At 57.8% G+C, this 20,359-nt stretch carries 17 protein-coding genes; 8 read left to right on the forward strand and 9 right to left on the reverse strand.

Going from position 1 to position 20,359, the window contains the following annotated elements:
• Positions 1–195: 195 nt before the first annotated feature.
• Positions 196–1,038, forward strand: coding sequence for a 23S rRNA (adenine(2030)-N(6))-methyltransferase RlmJ (locus tag CVE23_RS00070; RefSeq protein WP_038920694.1), 843 nt, complete (start codon positions 196–198; stop codon positions 1,036–1,038).
• A gap of 40 nt (positions 1,039–1,078) precedes the next feature.
• On the opposite strand, the gene rnz is transcribed toward CVE23_RS00070, so the two are convergent.
• Positions 1,079–1,993: a ribonuclease Z gene (gene rnz, locus CVE23_RS00075; protein WP_049855473.1), complete on the reverse strand. Its 915-nt coding sequence runs from the start codon at positions 1,991–1,993 to the stop codon at positions 1,079–1,081.
• 362 nt (positions 1,994–2,355) lie between these two features.
• On the opposite strand from rnz, the gene gorA reads away from it, so the two are divergent.
• Entirely contained in the window at positions 2,356–3,708 is a 1,353-nt protein-coding gene (gene gorA, locus CVE23_RS00080) for a glutathione-disulfide reductase (protein WP_038920686.1), read from the forward strand.
• Positions 3,709–3,864: 156 nt separating this feature from the next.
• On the opposite strand, the gene CVE23_RS00085 is transcribed toward gorA, so the two are convergent.
• Positions 3,865–5,286, reverse strand: a complete 1,422-nt coding sequence (locus CVE23_RS00085; RefSeq protein WP_049855475.1) for a DASS family sodium-coupled anion symporter — start codon at positions 5,284–5,286, stop codon at positions 3,865–3,867.
• 42 nt (positions 5,287–5,328) lie between these two features.
• Positions 5,329–6,681, reverse strand: a complete 1,353-nt coding sequence (locus tag CVE23_RS00090; protein WP_038663885.1) for a class-II fumarase/aspartase family protein — start codon at positions 6,679–6,681, stop codon at positions 5,329–5,331.
• A 207-nt stretch (positions 6,682–6,888) separates the two neighbouring features.
• Between CVE23_RS00090 and CVE23_RS00095 the strand changes: the two genes are divergently transcribed.
• Positions 6,889–7,623 (forward strand): GntR family transcriptional regulator, encoded by a 735-nt coding sequence (locus CVE23_RS00095; RefSeq protein WP_038920683.1) that lies wholly within the window; start codon positions 6,889–6,891, stop codon positions 7,621–7,623.
• A gap of 14 nt (positions 7,624–7,637) precedes the next feature.
• Here the strand turns inward: CVE23_RS00095 and CVE23_RS00100 are convergent, their stop codons facing one another.
• On the reverse strand, positions 7,638–8,267 hold the full coding sequence (locus CVE23_RS00100) for a YitT family protein (RefSeq protein ID WP_225622622.1): 630 nt from the start codon (positions 8,265–8,267) through the stop codon (positions 7,638–7,640).
• 218 nt (positions 8,268–8,485) lie between these two features.
• On the opposite strand from CVE23_RS00100, the gene CVE23_RS00105 reads away from it, so the two are divergent.
• Positions 8,486–8,956 (forward strand): Lrp/AsnC family transcriptional regulator, encoded by a 471-nt coding sequence (locus tag CVE23_RS00105; protein ID WP_038920680.1) that lies wholly within the window; start codon positions 8,486–8,488, stop codon positions 8,954–8,956.
• Between the two features lie 2 nt (positions 8,957–8,958).
• On the opposite strand, the gene CVE23_RS00110 is transcribed toward CVE23_RS00105, so the two are convergent.
• The gene (locus CVE23_RS00110) at positions 8,959–10,080 is read right to left on the reverse strand and encodes an aminotransferase class V-fold PLP-dependent enzyme (RefSeq protein ID WP_049855478.1); all 1,122 of its coding nucleotides are present in this window, start codon (positions 10,078–10,080) and stop codon (positions 8,959–8,961) included.
• 577 nt (positions 10,081–10,657) lie between these two features.
• On the opposite strand from CVE23_RS00110, the gene CVE23_RS00115 reads away from it, so the two are divergent.
• From CVE23_RS00115 to CVE23_RS00130, 4 genes are read left to right on the forward strand one after another with little or no spacing between them, the layout of a single operon-like run.
• A complete protein-coding gene (locus tag CVE23_RS00115) occupies positions 10,658–11,818 on the forward strand; it encodes a KamA family radical SAM protein (protein WP_100848622.1) in 1,161 nt (386 codons plus the stop codon).
• Between the two features lie 22 nt (positions 11,819–11,840).
• Complete coding sequence (locus tag CVE23_RS00120) at positions 11,841–13,247, forward strand: ATP-grasp domain-containing protein (RefSeq protein WP_100848623.1); 1,407 nt, start codon at positions 11,841–11,843, stop codon at positions 13,245–13,247.
• 15 nt (positions 13,248–13,262) lie between these two features.
• Positions 13,263–13,967, forward strand: a complete 705-nt coding sequence (locus tag CVE23_RS00125; protein ID WP_038663863.1) for a 2OG-Fe dioxygenase family protein — start codon at positions 13,263–13,265, stop codon at positions 13,965–13,967.
• A 46-nt stretch (positions 13,968–14,013) separates the two neighbouring features.
• Positions 14,014–15,276, forward strand: coding sequence for an MFS transporter (locus tag CVE23_RS00130; RefSeq protein WP_100848624.1), 1,263 nt, complete (start codon positions 14,014–14,016; stop codon positions 15,274–15,276).
• Between the two features lie 178 nt (positions 15,277–15,454).
• On the opposite strand, the gene frc (CVE23_RS00135) is transcribed toward CVE23_RS00130, so the two are convergent.
• From frc (CVE23_RS00135) to oxc, 4 genes are all read right to left on the reverse strand, one after another.
• Positions 15,455–16,702: a formyl-CoA transferase gene (gene frc / locus CVE23_RS00135; RefSeq protein WP_100848625.1), complete on the reverse strand. Its 1,248-nt coding sequence runs from the start codon at positions 16,700–16,702 to the stop codon at positions 15,455–15,457.
• 130 nt (positions 16,703–16,832) lie between these two features.
• A complete protein-coding gene (locus tag CVE23_RS00140; RefSeq protein ID WP_100848626.1) occupies positions 16,833–17,264 on the reverse strand; it encodes a PAS domain S-box protein in 432 nt (143 codons plus the stop codon).
• Positions 17,265–17,269: 5 nt separating this feature from the next.
• Complete coding sequence (gene frc, locus CVE23_RS00145; protein WP_100848627.1) at positions 17,270–18,547, reverse strand: formyl-CoA transferase; 1,278 nt, start codon at positions 18,545–18,547, stop codon at positions 17,270–17,272.
• Positions 18,548–18,586: 39 nt separating this feature from the next.
• A complete protein-coding gene (gene oxc / locus CVE23_RS00150; protein WP_100848628.1) occupies positions 18,587–20,332 on the reverse strand; it encodes an oxalyl-CoA decarboxylase in 1,746 nt (581 codons plus the stop codon).
• Between the last annotated feature and the right edge of the window lie 27 nt (positions 20,333–20,359).

Raw genomic sequence — 20,359 nt, forward strand, 5'->3', positions numbered from 1 at the left:
TGGGCCTCGCCCTACGGGCCGCAGCGAGCTGCGTTCAAATCTGCTCCCGGCAGAGTTGTCGCTCACCCCAGTCACTGACTTGTGTAAGCTCCTGGGGATTCGCTGCGTCGCCGCCTACCTGCAACTCGAATTATTTAGGGTATACTATGGCGATTAGCGGCAAACGCGCCCTCATTGACCGGAAATCCACACTTTATGCTGAGTTATCGCCACAGTTTTCATGCCGGCAATCATGCCGACGTGCTGAAACACACTGTCCAGAGCCTGATCATTACCGCGCTGAAAGAGAAGGACAAACCGTTCCTGTATCTGGATACGCACTCCGGCGCAGGCCGTTATCAGTTGCAGAGCGAACACGCCGAGCGCACCGGCGAATACCTCGACGGCATTGGCCGCATCTGGCAGCGGGACGATATTCCGGCGGAACTGGAGCCGTACATGCAGGTGGTGCGTTCCTATAATTCCGGCGACAAGCTGCGCTATTATCCCGGCTCGCCGCTGATTGCCCGTCAGTTGCTGCGCGAGCAGGACAAAATTCATCTGACCGAGCTGCACCCCACCGACTTTCCGCTGTTGCGTCAGGAATTTCTGCGTGACGATCGGGCGCGGGTGGTGCGCGAGGACGGCTACCAGCAGTTGAAAGCTCAGTTGCCGCCGCTGTCGCGCCGCGGGCTGATTCTGATCGACCCGCCTTATGAACTGAAAACCGATTATCAGGCGGTGGTGAAAGGCATTCAGGAAGGCTATCGCCGCTTTGCCACCGGCGTGTTCGCGCTGTGGTATCCGGTGGTGCTGCGTCAGCATATCAAGCGCCTGCTCAAAGACCTGGAAGGCACTGGTATCCGTAATATCCTGCAAATCGAGCTGGCGGTGCTGCCGGACAGCGACCGTCACGGCATGACCGCCTCCGGCATGATTGTCATCAATCCGCCGTGGAAACTGGAATCCCAGATGAAAAGCGTGCTGCCGTGGCTGCATCAGGCGCTGGTGCCCGGCGGTACCGGCCACACGCGCGTCGAGTGGGTGGTGCCGGAGTAACGGCCGGCCTATCTCATTAAGCGCTAAGCGCCGCCCGGCGCTATACCCGAAAGGTGGCGAGATCGGTCGCGACCTCGGTAGCCGGGAACAGCGTCTGACATTCCTGACGCAGCCGTTCCAGATCTTCCTGGCCGTAGCGGGCGCTGAAGTGAGTGATAATTAACCGTCTGGCGCCGGCGTCTCGCGCGGCGGCGGCGGTTTGCAAAGTGGTGGAATGCCCGCGTTCGTTGGCGCGTTCCGCCATCGCCCCTTCCAGCGTGGCTTCGTGCACCATCACATCGACACCGGCGGCCAGTTTGAGCGCTTCCGGTGTCGGGCGGGTATCGCCGAAGACAGCCAGCGACTTGCCCGGCAGACCGGGGCCGACGTAATCCCAGCCGTTCAGCACCCGTCCGTCGTCCAGCGTCACCGTTTCCCCACGTTTCAGTTGCTGGAAATAGGCGCCGGGTTTGACGCCTTCCGCCGCCAGTTTATTCACGTCCAGCGGGCCCGGTTTGGGGCGTTCCTCAATACGGTATCCCACGCAATACAGGGTGTGCGACAGCTCATGCGCCGTCACCCGCAACTGATGGTCCTCGAACACCGTACCGGGAACGACCTCCACCACCTCCAGCGGATAGGTGAGCCAGGAACCGCTCAACGTCAGCGCGGTTTCGACGAAGGTTTTCAGCCCGGCCGGGCCGTAAAGCGTCAGCGGCGTCTCGATGCCCGCCATGGAACGCGAGCAGAGCAGGCCGGGCAGCCCGAACAGATGATCGCCGTGCAGATGGGTGATGAAAATCTTCTCCAGTTTGCCGGGTTTGACCGGGGTGCGCAGAATCTGGTGCTGGGTGCCCTCGCCGCAGTCAAACAGCCAGAACGCCGGGCGAATGCCGTGCAGATCGAGCGCGATGCTGGTGACATTACGCTCTTTGGTTGGCACGCCCGCGTTGGTGCCGAGAAAAATCAGTTCCATGCAAGGCTCCGAAAGTTAACCTGTTTTTTTAGCATCGCGTCATTTTACCTATCGCACCGATTTTCAAAACCGTTGCGAACCGCTGCGCATTTCTTCATACAATCCCGCTTTCTGTCTTTGCCGGATACCGATCGCTGGCGTTACACTTTTCTCCAGCGTTACACTTTTCGCTGGCGTTACATTTTTTTCGCCGGCGTTACATTGTGAGCCCCGTCATCAGCGCCAGCATCGGTGCGGCGGCGGGATACGGTCTATACCCAAAATAATTCGAGTTGCAGGAAAGCCAACACACCTGCAACTTGCAGTATGACGGGTCTATTTACTTTTATTGAACGCTTATCGAAAGCAAGCGTGGAGCCCTGATGACCAGACATTATGACTATCTCGCCATTGGTGGCGGCAGCGGCGGCATTGCCTCCATCAACCGTGCGGCCATGTATGGCAAGAAATGCGCGCTGATTGAAGCCAAATACCTGGGCGGTACCTGCGTCAATGTCGGGTGCGTGCCGAAGAAGGTGATGTGGCATGCCGCTCAGATTGCCGAGGCCATTCACCAGTACGGACCGGACTATGGCTTTGATGTCACCGTCAATCAGTTTAACTGGGACACGTTGCTGAAAAATCGCAGCGCCTACATTGACCGTATTCATCAGTCCTACAATAACGTGCTGGGGAAAAATCAGGTCGAGGTGATTCAGGGCTTTGCCCGTTTCGTGGATGCGAAAACGGTGGAAGTGAACGGCGAGCGCATCACCGCCGACCATATCCTGATCGCCACCGGCGGTCGGCCGACGCGCCCGGCGATTCCCGGTGCGGAATACGGCATTGATTCCGATGGTTTCTTTGCGCTGACGGCGTTGCCGAAGCGGGTGGCGGTGGTCGGCGCCGGTTATATCGCGGTGGAAATCGCCGGCGTGCTGAACGCGCTCGGCTCCGATGTGCACCTGTTTGTGCGCAAGCATGCGCCGCTGCGCCAGTTCGATCCGCTGATTGTGGACACGCTGGTGGAAGTGATGAATACCGAAGGCCCGGCGCTGCATACCGAGTCCATTCCCAACGCGGTGGTGAAAAACGCCGACGGCAGCCTGACGCTGCAGCTGGAAAGCGGGCACGAGCAAACCGTAGATTGCCTGATTTGGGCGATCGGCCGCGAACCGGCGAACGATAATATCAATCTGGACGCCGCGGGCGTAGCGCTCAACAGCAAAGGCTACATCGTGGTGGATAAGTTCCAGAACACCAGCGTGCCGGGCATTTACGCGGTAGGCGACAACACCGGCGCCGTTGAGCTGACGCCGGTCGCCGTGGCGGCGGGGCGCCGTCTGTCCGAGCGGTTGTTCAACAACAAGCCGGACGAGCATCTGGATTACAGTAACATTCCGACCGTGGTGTTCAGCCACCCGCCGATCGGCACCGTCGGGCTGACCGAACCGCAGGCGCGCGAGCAGTACGGCGACGATCAGGTTAAGGTGTATAAGTCCGCGTTTACCGCCATGTACACCGCGGTGACGCAGCACCGTCAGCCGTGCCGCATGAAGCTGGTATGCGCGGGGCCGGAAGAGAAAATCGTCGGTATACACGGCATCGGCTTCGGCATGGATGAAATCCTGCAAGGCTTTGCGGTGGCGGTGAAAATGGGCGCGACCAAAAAAGACTTCGACAACACCGTGGCGATTCATCCAACGGCGGCGGAAGAGTTTGTCACCATGCGCTAACGCGCAAAACCGTGGTGTGCTTACGGTGGTGACGGCGTGATAGTACAACACGACGATCGCTACAGGGTGATAACGACGCGGTTAGCACTACGCAGTGACAATCAGGGTGAGGTTATCCTCACCCTGATTCATTTGGGTCAGTAGTACTTCAATAGGTCAGTAATACCCCAGCAGATTCCACCACACCAGTCCGACCGCAAAGGTCAGCAGGACATTGACCGTCACCACGCATAAATTGATTTTGTAAAACCGCGGTCGTTCAAAATAGCCCTGGGCGAAATAAATCGGACCGGGGCCGCCGCCGTATTCGGTATTTCCCCACATCAGGTTGCTGAAAATACCAAAGCATATCGCCACCATGACGGGCGGGGCGCCTGCGGCAATCGCGGTGGCGGCAAAAGGCGCGTACAGCGCGGCGACATGGCCGGTCGCGGTGGCGAAAAGGTAATGGACGTAAATATAGATAAGCCCGAGCAGGATAAACGTGCCCATCGCGCCAAAGCCGTGAATGGCGCCGCCCATTTTAACCGTCATCCATTTGATGAAACCCAAATCGGACAGGCCGCCGGCCAAGCTGATGATCACGCTGAACCAGATGACGGTGTCCCAGGCGGCATGGTCTTTGAGCAGGGCTTTCCAGTCAACCGCGCGTGACGCAAACAGATAGGCGGCAAGGCCCAGCCCAACGGCGGTGGCCGATAGCCCGGTAGCCAAACTGGTGCCCCAGCCAATCAGCGCCAGCAGAAATCCCAGCGCGACTTTCTTCTCGGCGGACGTCATGGCGCCCAGCTCGGCGAGCGCCTGTTTTCCCATCTGTTTTGCTTCCGGGGTGCGCTTTAATTCGGGGTTTAACAGCTTGTATACCAGCAGCGGCATCAGGCAGAAACACACCATCGCCGGCACCACCGCGGCAACGAACCAGCTTCCCCAGGTGATTTCCACATTCAGCGACGATTTCGCCAGGCTGCCCACCAGCGGATTCGCCGCCATGCCGGTCAGAAAAATGGCGCCGGTTATCGGGGTGAACTGAAAGCAAACCATGATCAGGAAATCGCCGATTTTTTTCCCTGACTCGCCCGGTGTGGAACCTAATACTTCGTTGATGGAGCGCACGATGGGGAAAATAATCCCCCCTGATCGAGCGGTAACCGATGGCATGGCGGGCGCCATAATCAGGTCGGAAACCCCTAATGAGTAGGCGATGCCCAGACTGCTGCCGCCAAATAACGACAGCATTTTATAGGCGATTCTTTTTCCAAGACCGGAGGTGACAAATCCCAGCGAAAGAATATACGCGCAAAATATTAGCCATACCGTTCCGCTGGAGAAGCCGGCCAGCGCTTTTGCTTCCGGTAATGTGTTGGTGAAAATAACAACGCATAACGCAATCAGCATAACGGCGCCGGAGGGCAACGGCTGGGTTAATATTGCCGCAATGGTGGCGAGAAAAATGGCAAACATATGCCATGCCTGAGGCGTTAATCCTTCGGGTACAGGGGAAAACCAGATTATGGTTCCCAGTAATAGGGGAACCATAAAGGCGATTATCGATTTTCCCTTAGATGAATCAGATGACATGATCATCTCCTCAATCTTACGGGTTATTGATTTTCTGGGGGATTATTGCCGTTTGGCCGATTTTTCCAGTACCTGGTCGACCATTTCCGGCGCAATGCCGAGATAGTTGACCGGGTCTGTTAACCGTTCGATTAATGCCGGTTCAAGACGACTGGATACCTGAGGCATGGCGTTCAGTACGTCGGCCAGGCGTCCTCCCTGCGTATTGACGATGCGGCAGGCGTCGTAAACCACGTCGTGCGCATCCTGCCGGCCCATGTAAGGCGCCAGCCCCATCATCACGGCTTCCGCCACGATCAGCCCCTTGGTCATGTCGAGGTTTTTCGCCATCGCCTGTTCGTCGACAATCAGACCGCTGAGCATGAATTTGGCCTGATTGAGCGCGCCGGCGGCCAGCACAAAACTTTCCGGGATCGCAATCCACTCCGCGTGCCACGGGCCGGTGGCGCGTTCCAGATCCTGCACCATCGCGTCCAGCATTAAGCCGGCGTGTTGGCGCACGCCTTTGGCGCAGGCGAGCATCAGTTCGCTGGAGATCGGATTGCGTTTTTGCGGCATGGTGCTGCTGGCGCCGCGGCCTTTGACGAAGGGCTCGTACAGTTCGCCAAACTCGTTGGAGGCCATCAGCATGACGTCATAGGCGATTTTCCCCAGCGAGCCGGTGATGACCGCCAGCAAGTTCACCGCTTCGGCGAAGCCGTCGCGCGCCACATGCCAGGTTGAGGTCGGCACGCCCAGTTTCAGCTCTGCCATCATCGCTTTCTGCACCGCCAGACCTTTGTCTCCCAGCGAAGCCAGCGTACCGGCGGCGCCGGCGAACTCGCCGACCAGAATGCGCGGGCGAGCCTGCTCAAGGCGCTCGGCGTGGCGGTCAAACATATCCAGCCAGATAGCGGCCTTGTAGCCGAAAGTGATGGGCAACGCCTGTTGCAGATGGGTTCTGCCCGCCATCGGCGTATCGCGGTAGCGCAGCGCCAGATCGGCGAGAATTTTGCGCAGTGATTTGATATCCGCGTCGATCAGGTCGAAGGCGTCGCGGATTTGCAACACCACCGCCGTATCCATGATGTCCTGGGTGGTCGCGCCCCAGTGCACGTAGCCGCCGGAGGCTCCGGCCTGCTTCGAGATCTGATGGACCAGCGGTAAAATCGGGTAGCCGACGATTTCGGTTTCATGCCGCAGGAGGTCGAAATCCAGCGTGTCGGCGTTACAGGTTTTGGCGATCTCTTCCGCCGCTTCCTGCGGGATGACGCCGCAGCGTGCTTCGGCTTTCGCCAGCGCGATCTCCACCTCAACGTATTTGCGGATCAGTTCATGATCGTCAAAGATGGCGCGCATTTCCGGCGTGCCGAACGAGTCCCTGAACAGAATAGAATCAAGAACATTCGATGCCATAGTGAACCCTCCCGGGTCTGATTTAGTGATAGACTGACCGATAGCAACGGTCTTGGTACGGTATGTCCGCGACGACCGACAATGGTGATGAAAATGTCCGGACATATTTTAAATGTACGGACATTTATAGCGAGCATAAATGGCTAGCGGAAGTGTTTACTCACTGCTTTGTGATAATGATCATTAATTTTTGAAGAATGTATCCTTATGAAAGAGTCCCTCTATAAGCGCATTGCCCGAGAGCTGGCGCAGGATATTGTTTCCGGCAAGTACCCCGCCGGCGCGCTTTTCCCGACCGAAAAGGCGCTCTGCGAGGTGTATCAGGCCAGCCGGCATACCGTGCGGGAAGCGCTGCGCGAGCTGACCGAACAGGGTCTGATCTCAAGACGCAAAGGCGCCGGGACCCACGTCACCGATGCCAGAGAAGGGAACACGAATCACCCGCTGGCAAACCTGGAAGATTTGCTGGCGCTGGCGCGGAATAATTTGCGGGTGGTGAAAAAGATTGATGAGATCGTCGCCGATTATGAATTGTCGCAAGTCATCGGTTGCCCGCCGGGGTCGCGTTGGCTGCATATCGCGAGTATTCGGGAAGACAGCATAAAGCCGGACGCGCCGATTTGCTGGACGGACAGCTATGCCAGCGTTGCCTACGATAAGGTCCGGCGTTTGGTGCGCAGCGACCCGTTTTCGTTGATCAGCGATTTGATCGAAAATCACTATGGCGTGAAAAGCAAGGAAGTGCACCAGACCATTACCGCGGTTGGCGTACCGGCCAAAATCGCCAAACAGTTAGGGGTGGAAGCAGGGTCGCCGGCGTTGAAAATCATACGGCGCTATGTGGATCGCAACGGCGAGACCTTTGAAACCACCATCTCCATTCATCCCGCCGGGCGATATACCTGTTCGATCGTCCTGAAACACCACGATGGGAACAGCTAGGCCGGCGGCGTTTTTCACCCGCCCTGATAACGCCCCGGCTTATGCCAGTTCATCAGCATGGCGTTCATCGCCAGCGCGCTGAGCGCCGACCACAGCAGCAGGTGAACAGGCATGGTGATCATCGATACGGCGAACACCAGCACATCCAGCAGCATCTGGCTTTTGCCGGCGTTGATGTTGAAACGTTTGTAGAGCCACAGGGTGACGACGCCGGTGCCGCCGACCGAGGCATTATGGCGCGCCAGCGAGAGGATGCCCATGCCGAGAAAGGTGCCGCCCACCAAGGCGGAAAACAGCGGGTGGATGTAATTGATGCTCAGCAGGTAGGGCACCGCCTGAGTGGCGGCGCTCAGGGCGATGTTGACGATCAGCGTTTTCAGCGTAAAGGCGCGCCCCATGCTGAAGTAGCAGAAAACCATGAACGGGATGTTGGCAAGGATAAACAGTACGCCGATCGACAGCGGAACAAAGTAGGAGAGCAGTAAAGCGATGCCGGCGATCCCGCCGGTGACCATACCGGACAGTTTCAGCATGTTCAGGCCGAAGGCGATAAACATCACCCCCAGCATCAGGCCGTACACGTCGTCTTTCAGGGTGTGAGCCAGCCCCGGCTTCTGGCCGGTTTCCGCTGTCTTGGGTAGCACGACAGACTCTTTCAGCACGGGTGTTGCCCTCTCAGCGCGATCTTGTCTGATTTAGCCATAAGAAATGCATATATTTGCGTCTTTCATGACTGAACATTCATTTATGGCGCTCAAGTTAACATTGATCACGGAGTGACTTTTAACTAAAAGAAAAGCCATTTATCCATTAAATTAGGGATAATCACCCATCGTAATGGCATAAATAGAGACTTTCACTCATGAAGATCGACCGCATCGACGCACAGATTTTGAATGAGCTACAGCAGGATGCGCGGCTGAAAATCACCGAGCTGGCCGAACGGGTATGCCTGTCGGCCACACCCTGCACCCGGCGGCTGAAGCAGTTGGAAGACGCAGGCATGATCGACCGCTATGTGACGCTGCTGGATCAGGAAAAGGCCGGGTTTCCGGTGAACGCTTACATTTCGCTGACGCTGGAGCCGAAGTCGGAAGCCACCTTCCGCAAATTCGAACAGCAGATCGCCACCTTCGACGAAGTGATGGAGTGCCACCTGATGTCCGGCAGCCACGATTTCATGCTGCGGGTGGTGGCCGCCAGCCTGTCGGATTTCGAGAAATTCTTGCAGAAGAAATTGATCAAAATTGAAGGACTGCGCGATGTGCAGTCCTCGTTTTCACTGCGGCGGCTGATTCACAAAACCGCGCTGCCGGTTAAGGCGACGGTGTGACGTCAGGCGGCGAATTCGCCGCTGGCGACCAGAAAATCGATCAACGCGGTCAGCGTTTTCAGGTCGTCAAAGGCGATGTTGTGAAACAGCGCGATGCGTAACTGATTGCGCCCCAGCGCCCGGTAGCCTTCGATGCCGTGCGCCAGCCCTTGTTCATCCAGATAGCGGGTCAGCTTGTCCACGGAAATCGTATCCGCCACGTCGATGGCGGCGACGGTGGTGGAGCGAAACGCCGGGTCGGCCACATAGGCGGACAGATAATCCCGGTCGGCGGCCCACTGATACAGCAACGCCGCTTTAGCGGCGGCCTGACGTTCCACCTCGGCGAAGCCCAGCGCGTTCATGCGTTTGACCTGCTCGGCGAACAGGAACAGCGTCACCACCGCCGGAGTATTGTAAGTCTGCTGCTGTTCGCTGTTGCTCAGTGCCAGCCGCCAGTCGGCGAACGCCGGGATATAGCGGTTGGGATCGGCGGCGATCTCGGCGATCCGCGCTTTGGCCTGCGGCGACAAAATAGCGACAAACAACCCGCCTTCACTGGCGAACACCTTCTGCGGCGAGAAGAAGAACACATCCACGCGGGACAGGTCGCAGGCGATTTGCCCCGCGCCGCTGGTGGCGTCTACCGCCAGCAGGCAATCCTCGCCGACCTCGGGTAAACGGGTGTTCATCACCCCGGTGGAGGTTTCATTCAGCGTACAGGCCACCACGTCCGCACCTTCCGTCACAAACGCGGTGTTTGCCTGGCCGTATTCCACCGCGGCGCTGTCCGCCTGAATCCACGGAATCCGGCGCGAAGCTTTGAACCATTTGTCGGAGAACTCGCCGCAGGTGTGGTGGACGATGCGCTTTCTGACCAGCCCGAGGCCGACCATGTCGAACAGTGCGGTGGCGCCGCCGTTCCCCAGCACAATGCTGTAGTCGTCCGGCACCGACAGGTAATCCCGCAGGCCCTGCTGAATCTCGCGGCACAGCGCGCGCACCGGCTCCTTGCGGTGGCTGGTGCCCAGCAGATGCGGCCCTTTGTCTTTCAGTTGCGTCAGGTCGTCAAGCTGAATCAACGACGGGCCGCAGCCAAAACGGGGGTCGGCTGGAATCAGTGCTTCAGGAAGGGTTATCGCCACACGTCTCTCCTCGGGTTCTGTATTGTTTTCATGATGTTGTTGCTATGAGAATACGCAGGATGGAGGAAAAGCGGTACGACTATTTCAACGTAATAGCACGGTGGCGTTGGTGCTGAAAACAGGCATGATAGGGAAATACGATACTAAAATGTTAATTATCTGTTTGCAAAAAACGCATTTTGTTATAACAATAATAACGGTAATGTTATTGGAATAATGGGGCGGGGCGATGGTGTTTGTCGCCAGTCATGATATTGATTTTTTCCCAAAATATAATTTTTCAAAGAGAATAGCTTTTTCCAAAAGAATAAATTATTGAAAACTGAATTATTTCTCAAAGCCTAATCGGTTGGCTATGTGATCACCAGGAAAGGGTATTTCAATGTGAAGTATCGTCGGTCTGCTATGGTTATTTTTTCATGTGATCGTATTTTTATCTTTTCACGTTAGTCGAACGTTTATTGTCGCCAGATTTAATCTGGTATTAAAAATACCGAACTCATCCATGAAGAGAAATAATGGTCAGCAGCCTGACGTGACTTTGCATCGCTGAAAACACGGTGATCACGGAGGTAATATGGATATATCAGTAACCGAACTGGCGTTATTCCCGGCAGAGGAGCGTTCGCGCTGGACGGACTGGCGCTGGCAGCAGAAAAACGCGATCCGGGACGAGCCGGCATTACGGGCGGCCTGCGGCGGCTGGAGCGAGGAGGTGGCGCAACACATCGTCCATAATCTCAAAGACCGCAAAATGCAGATCACGCCGTATTATGCCGACCTGATACGACAAGCCGCGTACACGGATATCGTCGATAATCCGCTGTGGCGCCAGGTGGTGCCGTTTTGGCATGATGACGGCGTAACCGGTTACGACGGCGAATCAGAAAACTGGGAATTGTCGCATGAAATGAAAACGCCGATTTGTCAGCACAAATATGACAATCGGGTTATTTTACGGATGGTCAATACCTGTAATTCCTACTGCCAGTTCTGCTTTGAAGCGCTGCGAACGTTAAAGGTCGATTCGGAAAAAGAGAATGCCGGGCGAAAAGCTTTTCAGGATTCGCTGGATTATATTCGAAATACCCCCGAGGTGGAGGAAGTTATTCTCAGCGGCGGCGATCCGATGATGCTGACGGACGCCAAACTGGATGAGTGTCTGGGGGCGATCCGTAATATCCGTGATTCCCTGTTGATTCGTATTCATTCCCGTTCGCTGACCTTCAACCCTTACCGTATTACCGATAATCTGCTGGATATTCTCCGGCGGCACCGCGTTAATGCCTTCGGGGTTCACGTTTGTCATCCGCTGGAATTGAGCGGCGCATTCCGCGATGCGGTAACACGTATTCAGCAGGTGGTGCCGATTGTGTTTTCCAATATGCCGTTGCTGCGCGGCGTGAATGACAATGAGGAAACGCTCAGAAGTCTGTTTATCGAATTATACCGCATGGGGGTCAAGCCCTATTATTTATACCACTTTATGCCGTTTTCGCCGGGCGCTTCGGAATACAAGGCATCGATTCGCGACGCCATCGCCATCATGAATCGGCTGAAACGCCGGGTATCCAATATTGCGCTGCCGGAGTACGTGCTGCCTCACGCCAAAGGGAAATTCACCGTACCGTTGCTCAGCGGCGTGGAAGAGATGCCGCAGTTTGAAGACATCGACGGAACGCGTTTTTACCGTTTCACCAACTGGCAGGGCGATGTGTGCCGCTGGCAGGACAGCTAACAGCGACATAGGGAGAACCGGCATGAAATCCGAAGCGATTTTGTTTGTTGATGTCAATGATACCGCGGTGCCCGTCTATACCTACCGCGAGCCGCACTTCGCCGCCGCGCGCCGCCGGGGGCTGGCGTGCCTGACGGCGGCGTGGCGCGGTCACCGGCAACCTCAGCGGCTGGAGGCGGACAGCGACGAGGTGTTCTGGCTGCCGACGCTCTCGGTGGCGTCGCTGGATACGCTGCTGCGGCAACTGGCCGAGCGTTATCAGGTGCGGGCGGTGTTATGTCACGCCGGCCACGCCTCGCCGCTGGGGCAGATGGGGTGTCTGGTGGCGGAGCTGTGTCAGCGTCACGGCCTGGTCTACAGCGCGGCGCAGGCGATAGACCGGTGTAATAACAAGTTCCTGATGCGTCAGGCGCTGGCGCGGGCCGGCGTCCGGTCCGTGGCGTATGCGCTGTGCCATGATGAAGCCGAATTGCAGCGCGAGGCCGAACGGGTCGGCTACCCGCTGATCGCCAAACCGCCCTACGGGGCGGCTTCCGCCTTTATCCGCAAATGCCTCGACTGGCCGCAGCTGCGGGCCTATTACCGCACCTTTCTCGAACAGTACGATCGGGCGTCCGTCGCCAGTTTCTATGGCGAATCGCACCATTTCACCGATCTTGACGGATATTCACACCACTATGTGCCCGGTCGTTCGGTTCTGCTGGAGTCCTACATCGACGGCGTTGAAGGCAGTGTGGAGTGCGTGGCGACAGCGCAGGCGGTTTTTCCGGTGCTGATTAATGAAAAACTGTTGCTGACCACGCAAGACACCACGGTGCTGGAAAACCTGCTGATTACGCCGCCGGTCGCCTTCTCCGACGTGCAGCAGCAACAGATTCGGGAATACGCCGTCGCCTGCCTGCAGGCGGTGGGGCTGACTTACGCCGTGGCGCATGTCGAGTTCCGTATGACGGCGTCGGGGCCGGTGGTTATCGAGATCAATCCGCGGCTGGGCGGGCTGTACGTGAACGCGGCGTTTCAGGATATCGCCGGGCTGAACCCTTACGATCTGTACCTGTCTTTGCTGCTGGCGGAGGAAGGGATTGAGGCGTCGGTGCGCACGGCCTGCGAGCGCGTCGCCCATCACCGGCAACACTATTCGATGTTCGCGATTTATCCTCCCGCCAGCGGCTATTTCAACGGTTTTGATGGTCTGCCGTGGGTCGAGCGTCACCCGGCGGTACTGGCGTTCGGCCATTATCCGGTGGGGCATTACGTAGATGCCGATATCGAAGAGCATTACCTGTTTAAAGGGTGGGCCCGCGTCGCGTCGGCGCAAGACGCGCAGGCGTTGTACGACGCATTGCAACAGCACCTCCGCCCAATGATCGACCCGATGCCGCCCGCCGTCGCCGACGGCGTATCGCCCGCGCCTGTCGCGATGCGTTAAATCAGGAAAACCGCTATGAATACAGACAGGATTGTTGAGCAACTGGCGCGGCAGGATTATTGCCATTTTGCCGCCAGCCGGGAATGGATCGCCGTGGAGCCGGAGGAAGAAAAGACCTTCAAAGCCTACTGGGATAATCTGGCCGAGGATGAAAACTTCAAAAACTACACCTGCCGCGAACGGCGGATTTTGCGGTTTTTCCACCAGCCCGGCCGACCGCTGCAACTGAATACCGACGCGGATTACCGCTCCACGGTGAAATACGACATCGACTACAAACCGGGGCCGAACCACCTGCAGTATGCCGAAGAGGGGTTTATCCGCCACCCGCTGTTACAGCGCATCGTGGCGACGGATATCGCGATGATGCGACCCTGGATGGCGGCCGATCAGCAGTATGCCGTCGATATTCATCAGTTCCGGGTCAGGGCGGAAAAAGGGCACAGCAGCCCGACCACCTCCGGCATTCATCAGGACGGCATGGCGTGGATTTGCATGCATTTCATTCAGAGTGTGGACACGCAGCCGGTGGTGTCTGAAATTTTCACCTCGGCGCAGGAAGCATCCCCGCCGTTGCTGGCAACGGCGATGAGCCGGTTTCTGGAGACGCTGATTGTGAATGACAAAAAGCTGTACCACCGCGCCGGGCCGGTTCGACCGGCAGCGACGGCGGAGTCAGCCTACCGGGATTTATTGCTGGTGACGTTTCGGCCGGCGTAGGAACGTTAACAGGGAACACCACAGGGAAAACAAAAGGTAATCCGTCATGGCTGAGTATCATGATATCGACATGGGACAATCCCGGCGCAATGCCGGGTTGATCATTGCCGCGCGTTTTATTTCCGATTTTGGCGCGTTTCTGAATATGGTGGCGCTGTCCACCTACGTTTATCTGCTGAGCAACAGCGTGGTGAGCGTCAGTATTTTTCTGGCCTGCCGGGTGGCGGGCGGTCTGCTGGCGAGCCTGATCGGTACGCCGTTTTTCCGCCGCTTTCAGGGACGCGCCTCGCTGGTCGGCTTTGACCTGCTGCGGGCGGCGCTGCTTTCGCTGCTGCTGGTGTTGCCGCCGGCGTGGCAACTGCCGTTATTGCCGGTGATCGCGCTGGGCGTAGGGGTCGGGAACGCCATGTTCGCGATTGGGCTCAACAGCCAGTTGCCCTACTGGGTGGAGAGTTCGATGCGGCTCGGCACCAACGCCTGGCTGACTTCGGTGGCGGCCAGCGGCGCGGTGCTGGGCAGCCTGGTGTCGGGTCTGCTGGTCGCCGGTTTCGGCTATCCGGTGGTGTTTGCGCTGAACGTGGCGACCTATCTGGCGGCCGCGCTGTTGATTCTGCCGCTGCGCATGGTGGAAAAGCCGCAGCCGCGGGTAAGTCAGCGCGATCGGCTCAGCGAATGGCGTCAACTGAAAGAAGGGCTGCGCGGCGCGCCGATGCTGGCGGGCATGTTGATCGTCAGTATGGCGGACACGCTTGGCAGCGCCGCGCATAACGTGGGTTTCCCGGTGTTGTCCGCACTGATTTCTCCCGACAGCGCCAGTAAGACCATGGGGTTGATGCTGGCGCTGTGGGCGGTGGGTAAATTCGCCGGCGCGCGGGTCAGCGGTTTTCTGCTCAGACAAGGGCGGCGCCGGGCGATGGAGCGGGCTTTTTTCATCGGCGTGGCGCTGATGTCCACCGGTTTTATTCTGACCTTCCAGCAGACCGGGCTGATGTGGCTGCTGGTGTTTGTGGTGTGGGCGGGCATTGGCGATGGCGTGGCGGAGGTCAGCCTGATTTCCCGCGCGCAGAGCGAACCGGAATCTTTGCGTCTGCCTATTTTCAGCCTGCTGACATTGATGCAGATGACCGGGTTCGGTATCGGCATGCTGGTGGTGGCGCCGTTTTATGTGTGGTGGACGCCTGCGGCGGTGATTGTGCTGTTCCACGGTTTGCCGCTGACTATGCTGCTGGTGGTGCAAGGGTGGGCTTATCGTTATGGGCAACGTGCTCAGGTCGCTAAAGGCGATGTGGCGAAACAGCGCGATGCGTAACGGGTCGCGGCTCAGCGCACGTTCACCGTTGACGCCGTGACGCCATGCGGGCTGTGTACCGGCTGAGCATTCCGTTGCCATGCCACCCCGACGCTGGGGAGGTGCCGGTACATGGTGATAGACGGGATGTCATGTCACCGGCATTCACCCGTCAGCGTCGGTAAGAGGTATCAAGCCATCAAATGACGTTCTTGTCGCGCAGGGCCGCCACGGCTGTGCTGTCATAGCCCAGTTCACGCAGAACCTCGTCGGTATGCTCGCCGTGCAGAGGGGATCGGGTGATATCCACCGGGCTGTCGGACATTTTTATCGGCATGCCAACGGTGGTGTACCTGCCACGTGTGGGATGATCAACCTCGACGATGGTGCCGCTGGCGCGCAGGGCATCGTCTCTGGCTATCTCTTTCATTGAAAGCACCGGACCGCAGGGGATGTCGTAATGGTTGAGAATTTCCATCACCTCGAATTTGTTCTTGGTCATGGTCCACTGTTCGATGCGCTGAAAGATGGCGTTGAGTCTGGGCTGGCGGGCCGCGGGGGTGCTGAAACGCTCGTCCTCGATCCAGCTGTGTTCGCCGATCAGGTTGCATATCGCCGGCCAGACCGCCGCCTGAGCGATGAAATAGAGGTAGGCGTTGTGGTCGGTTTCCCACCCTTTGCATTTGAGGATAGAACCCGGCTGGCCCCCACCCGAAGCATTGCCTGCGCGCGGCACCGCGTCGCCAATGTGACCATCCGGGAATGGCGGATATTCGTCCAATACGCCGGTGCGTTCCAGCCGTTGCTGGTCACGCAGTTTGACCCGGCATAGATTGAGCACGGCGTCTTGCATCGACACCGAGACTTTTTGTCCGCGCCCCGTGGTATGACGCTGGAAAAGCGCGGAGACAATACCCAGCGCCAGGTGCAAGCCTGAGCCTGAATCGCCGATCTGCGCGCCGGTAACAATCGGCGGGCCATCGTTGAAGCCGGTGGTTGACGCCGCGCCGCCGGCACATTGCGCCACATTCTCGTAGGATTTGCAGTCCTCGTAGCGACCTGGCCCGAAGCCCTTGACCGAGGCGAGGATCAGGCGTGGATTGGTGGCGTGGATGTGCTGCCAGGTCAGCCCCATGCGGTCCAGCGCGCCGGGAGCAAAGTTCTCAACCAGTACGTCACAGCGCCTGATCAGGCTATCCAGTACCTGCAGGCCTTCGGGCGTCTTGGTATTGAGGGTGACGGCGCGTTTGTTGTGGTTCAGCATAGTAAAATACAAGCTGTCCACGCCGGGAATGTCGCGTAATTGCTTGCGTGTCGCGTCACCCTCGCCGACGCGTTCGATCTTGATAACGTCTGCGCCCATCCAGGCGAGTAACTGGGTGCAGCTTGGGCCAGACTGAACATGGGTAAAATCGATAATTCTGATCCCGTCTAATGCCTTGCTCATGATAATTCTCCTCGACTCTAATTCACCTCGACGTGATTCACCGCTCTTCATCCTTCCTCGGTCTGTTTGCCCTGAGCGTCAGTGGCGACGGTCAGGGCGTGTCGTCAGTCGACTTTTTAGTTAGGGCGGTTTATGTCGGTCGCTTTGCTTGCTGTTCTGCCTCAGCCAGACGCTTGCGCAACGTGCGTTCTTCGTTGAAGCACGTCGTGTCGTCACGGATGACGGCGGCGATGGAGGCTGGCTGCCCCGCCTCCCCAGGCAGCAAGGCCACGGTGAAGGCGATGGAAATCGTGCCGCCGTCACGCGTCAGGGCCGGTACGTGAAGTAACGAAGTGCCGTACCGGGTGGTGCCGCTGTGCATGGTTTGGTGGTAGCCAGACCAGTGCCGCTGGCGTTGCCGTTCGGGAATAATGATGTCGAGCGAGGCGCCCAGCGCCTCGCCCTGGGTGAAGCCGAACAGACGTTCGGCTGCGGGGTTCCAGGCGGTGATGATGCCGTCGGCATCGCAAATAATCACGGCATCACCCACCGCTGAGAGGAACTGCTGTAGCGTGAGCGCCATCGTGCTTACACCGCTTTGGCTGTGTGAATGAGCGCGATCTGCTCTGTCGAGTAGCCCAGTTCCGCCAGCACGTCGTCGGTATGCTCGCCGAGCAGCGGCGAGGCGGTAATCTCGGGTTTGAGATTCGAGAACTTGATCGGGCAGCCGACGGTCCAGTAGCTTCCGCGCACTTTGTGCGGCACTTCGACGATGGAACCGCTTTTACGCAGCGATTCGTCGTGCAGCAGTTCCTTCATCGACATCACCGGCGCACAGGGGATGCCGAACTTACCAAAGTATTCCACCGCGTCGAATTTGTTTTTACCGGTCCTCAGAATGAAACTTTCAATGGCGCCGAAAATATCCATGATGTGCGGCTGGCGCGCCTTCGGGGTGGTATAGGCCGGGTCTTCCCGCCACTCTGGACGCTCTATCGCATCGCAAATCGGCGTCCAGACCAGGTCCTGTACCGTGAAGTAGATGTAGGCATTGGGGTCGGTCTCCCAGCCTTTGCACTTGAGGATCCAGCCGGGCTGGCCGCCGCCGCCGGCATTCCCGCCGCGCGGTACCACGTCGGAGAACGGTTCATGCGGATACTGCGGGTACTCTTCCAGATAGCCGACTTTGTCCAGACGCAGTTGATCGCGCATTTTGACGCGGCAGAGGTTGAGCACGGCGTCCTGCATGGCGCAGGCGACTTTCTGCCCTTTGCCGGTCTTTTGGCGACCGATATAGGCAGTCAGGATACCGATGGCTAAATGCATACCGGTATTGCTGTCGCCTAACGCGGCGGCTGAAATGGTCGGTACGGCATTCTCACCCTTCCACCAGCCGGTGGTTGACGCCGCCCCACCTGCGCATTGCGCCACGTTTTCATAGGCTCGCAGGTGTTCGTAGTGGTGGCCTTCGCTGAAGCCTTTGACAGAGGCAAGGATCATGCGGGGGTTCAGTTCCTGAATGTGCTCCCAGGTAAACCCCATGCGATCCAGCGCGCCGGGGCCGAAGTTTTCCACCATCACGTCACATTCTTTGATCAGTCGGGTCAGCACTTCCTTGCCCTCGGGCTTTTTGGTATCCAGTGTGAGTGAGCGCTTGTTGCTGTTGAGCATGGTGAAATACAGGGCGTCCGCATCCGGGATGTCGCGTAATTGGTTACGGGTGATGTCGCCTGAACCCGGACGTTCGATTTTGATCACGTCTGCGCCGAACCACGCCAGCATTTGTGTACATGCCGGGCCAGCCTGAACGTGGGTGAAGTCGATGATTTTGACGCCGGCCAAAGGCAGATCTTTTTTGTTATTCATAAAATTATCTCCGTTGTTACTCATTAATTACCGTGGCGATTATTTTTTGATCGCTTTGGCGGGGTTCAGGTTGGTGATGCGGCCACTTTCGGTACCGACCGTCTCATCAATCACTGCATTGATAAGCGTCGGTTTGCCAGAGGCAATGGCTTCATTCATGGCGCGATGCAGTTCATCCGTGGTGGTGACATGCACGCCCACGCCGCCAAAAGCCTGCATCATCATTTCGTAGCGTGCGTCTTTGACGAACACGGTGGGCGCCATGTCATCGCCGCCGGAGGCATTGGTGTCGGTCCCTTTGTAAATGCCGTTGTTGTTGAACACGACAATGCAGACGGGCAGGTGGTAACGGCAGATCGTTTCAACTTCCATACCGCTGAAACCGAAGGCGGAATCGCCCTCAATGGCGATGACGGGTTTGCCCGTCACCACCGCGCCTGCGACGGCAAAGCCCATGCCGATGCCCATCACCCCCCAGGTGCCGACATCCAGACGTTTGCGCGGCAGGTACATGTCCACGATGCTGCGGCCAAAATCCAGCGTGTTGGCGCCTTCGCTGACGACGATGGCTTCCGGGTTGTCCTTTACGATCGCTTTCACTACGCTCAATGCGCTATGGAAGTTCATCGGTGATGGGCGGGCGGCCAACATGTCAGCCATCTTGTTGATGTTTTTGGCTCTGCGTTCTGCGATAACGCCGGTCCAGTCATTCGAGGGTTTGGCCCAGTCGTTGCCGATGCCGTTCAACAAGGCGGTGACGCAAGAGCTGACATCACCGATAAGCGGCGCATCGATAGCGACGTTGCTGTCGATTTCAGTCGGCGCGATATCGATCTGGATAAATTTCTTCGGCCCGTTTTCCTGTCCCCAGGTCTTGCCTTTACCGTGTGAGAGCAACCAGTTCAGACGAGCGCCGATCAGCAGCACCACATCCGCTTCTTTCAAAACGTAGGAGCGTGTGGCGGCGGCTGACAGTTCATGCGTATCCGGCAGCAAGCCTTTAGCCATCGACATCGGCAGGTAGGGGATGCCGGTTTTTTCGACTAAGGCGCGAATCCCGGCATCGGCACGGGCGTAGGCCGCCCCTTTGCCCAGCAGAATCAGCGGTTTTTTAGCATTCTTGAGTAGCTCAAGCGCACGGGTTACGGCATCTGGCGCGGGGAGCTGGCGGGGCGCAGGGTCTACAACCTTGATTAACGATTTGCGCCCGGCATCCAGCGGTAGGGTTTGTGAGAACAGTTTAGCCGGCAGATCCAGATAGACCCCGCCGGGGCGTCCGGAGACGGCTGCACGGATGGCGCGGGCGATACCAACGCCGATGTCTTCGGCTCGCAACACGCGGAAGGCGGCCTTACACAGCGGTTTGGCAATGGCCAGCTGATCCATTTCTTCGTAATCGCCTTGCTGCAAATCGACGATTTCACGTTCGCTGGAACCACTGATCAGGATCATCGGGAAACAGTTGGTCGTCGCGTTGGCGAGAGCGGTCAGGCCGTTCAGAAAGCCCGGGGCGGAAACCGTCATACAGATACCGGGTTTGGCGGTGAGGAAACCGGCCGCCGCCGCCGCGTTACCGGCGTGCTGCTCATGCCGGAAAGAAATCACCCGCAATCCTTCCGCCTGGGCCATACGCAGCAGATCGGTAATCGGGATGCCGGGTAAGCCGAAGAGGGTGTCGATATCGTTGAGCTTGAGTGCATCCAGAAAGAGGTGAAATCCATCAATCAGTGTTGTTTTTTCTGATACGGCCTCAACGGTAGTATCAATTTCGGTAATAGAAGACATAAGACCTCGCTTTAATTTCCAATGTCA

This window comes from Dickeya fangzhongdai (genome assembly GCF_002812485.1).
Lineage (GTDB): Bacteria > Pseudomonadota > Gammaproteobacteria > Enterobacterales > Enterobacteriaceae > Dickeya > Dickeya fangzhongdai.

What these genes read in the sequence shown, in the direction of transcription:
- CVE23_RS00070 (WP_038920694.1), top strand. Translation starts at nt 196, where the DNA reads ATGCTGAGTTATCGCCACAGTTTTCATGCCGGCAATCATGCCGACGTG.
- rnz (WP_049855473.1), bottom strand. Translation starts at nt 1,993, where the DNA reads ATGGAACTGATTTTTCTCGGCACCAACGCGGGCGTGCCAACCAAAGAG.
- gorA (WP_038920686.1), top strand. Translation starts at nt 2,356, where the DNA reads ATGACCAGACATTATGACTATCTCGCCATTGGTGGCGGCAGCGGCGGC.
- CVE23_RS00085 (WP_049855475.1), bottom strand. Translation starts at nt 5,286, where the DNA reads ATGTCATCTGATTCATCTAAGGGAAAATCGATAATCGCCTTTATGGTT.
- CVE23_RS00090 (WP_038663885.1), bottom strand. Translation starts at nt 6,681, where the DNA reads ATGGCATCGAATGTTCTTGATTCTATTCTGTTCAGGGACTCGTTCGGC.
- CVE23_RS00095 (WP_038920683.1), top strand. Translation starts at nt 6,889, where the DNA reads ATGAAAGAGTCCCTCTATAAGCGCATTGCCCGAGAGCTGGCGCAGGAT.
- CVE23_RS00105 (WP_038920680.1), top strand. Translation starts at nt 8,486, where the DNA reads ATGAAGATCGACCGCATCGACGCACAGATTTTGAATGAGCTACAGCAG.
- CVE23_RS00115 (WP_100848622.1), top strand. Translation starts at nt 10,658, where the DNA reads ATGGATATATCAGTAACCGAACTGGCGTTATTCCCGGCAGAGGAGCGT.
- CVE23_RS00120 (WP_100848623.1), top strand. Translation starts at nt 11,841, where the DNA reads ATGAAATCCGAAGCGATTTTGTTTGTTGATGTCAATGATACCGCGGTG.
- CVE23_RS00125 (WP_038663863.1), top strand. Translation starts at nt 13,263, where the DNA reads ATGAATACAGACAGGATTGTTGAGCAACTGGCGCGGCAGGATTATTGC.
- CVE23_RS00130 (WP_100848624.1), top strand. Translation starts at nt 14,014, where the DNA reads ATGGCTGAGTATCATGATATCGACATGGGACAATCCCGGCGCAATGCC.
- frc (WP_100848625.1), bottom strand. Translation starts at nt 16,702, where the DNA reads ATGAGCAAGGCATTAGACGGGATCAGAATTATCGATTTTACCCATGTT.
- CVE23_RS00140 (WP_100848626.1), bottom strand. Translation starts at nt 17,264, where the DNA reads ATGGCGCTCACGCTACAGCAGTTCCTCTCAGCGGTGGGTGATGCCGTG.
- frc (WP_100848627.1), bottom strand. Translation starts at nt 18,547, where the DNA reads ATGAATAACAAAAAAGATCTGCCTTTGGCCGGCGTCAAAATCATCGAC.
- oxc (WP_100848628.1), bottom strand. Translation starts at nt 20,332, where the DNA reads ATGTCTTCTATTACCGAAATTGATACTACCGTTGAGGCCGTATCAGAA.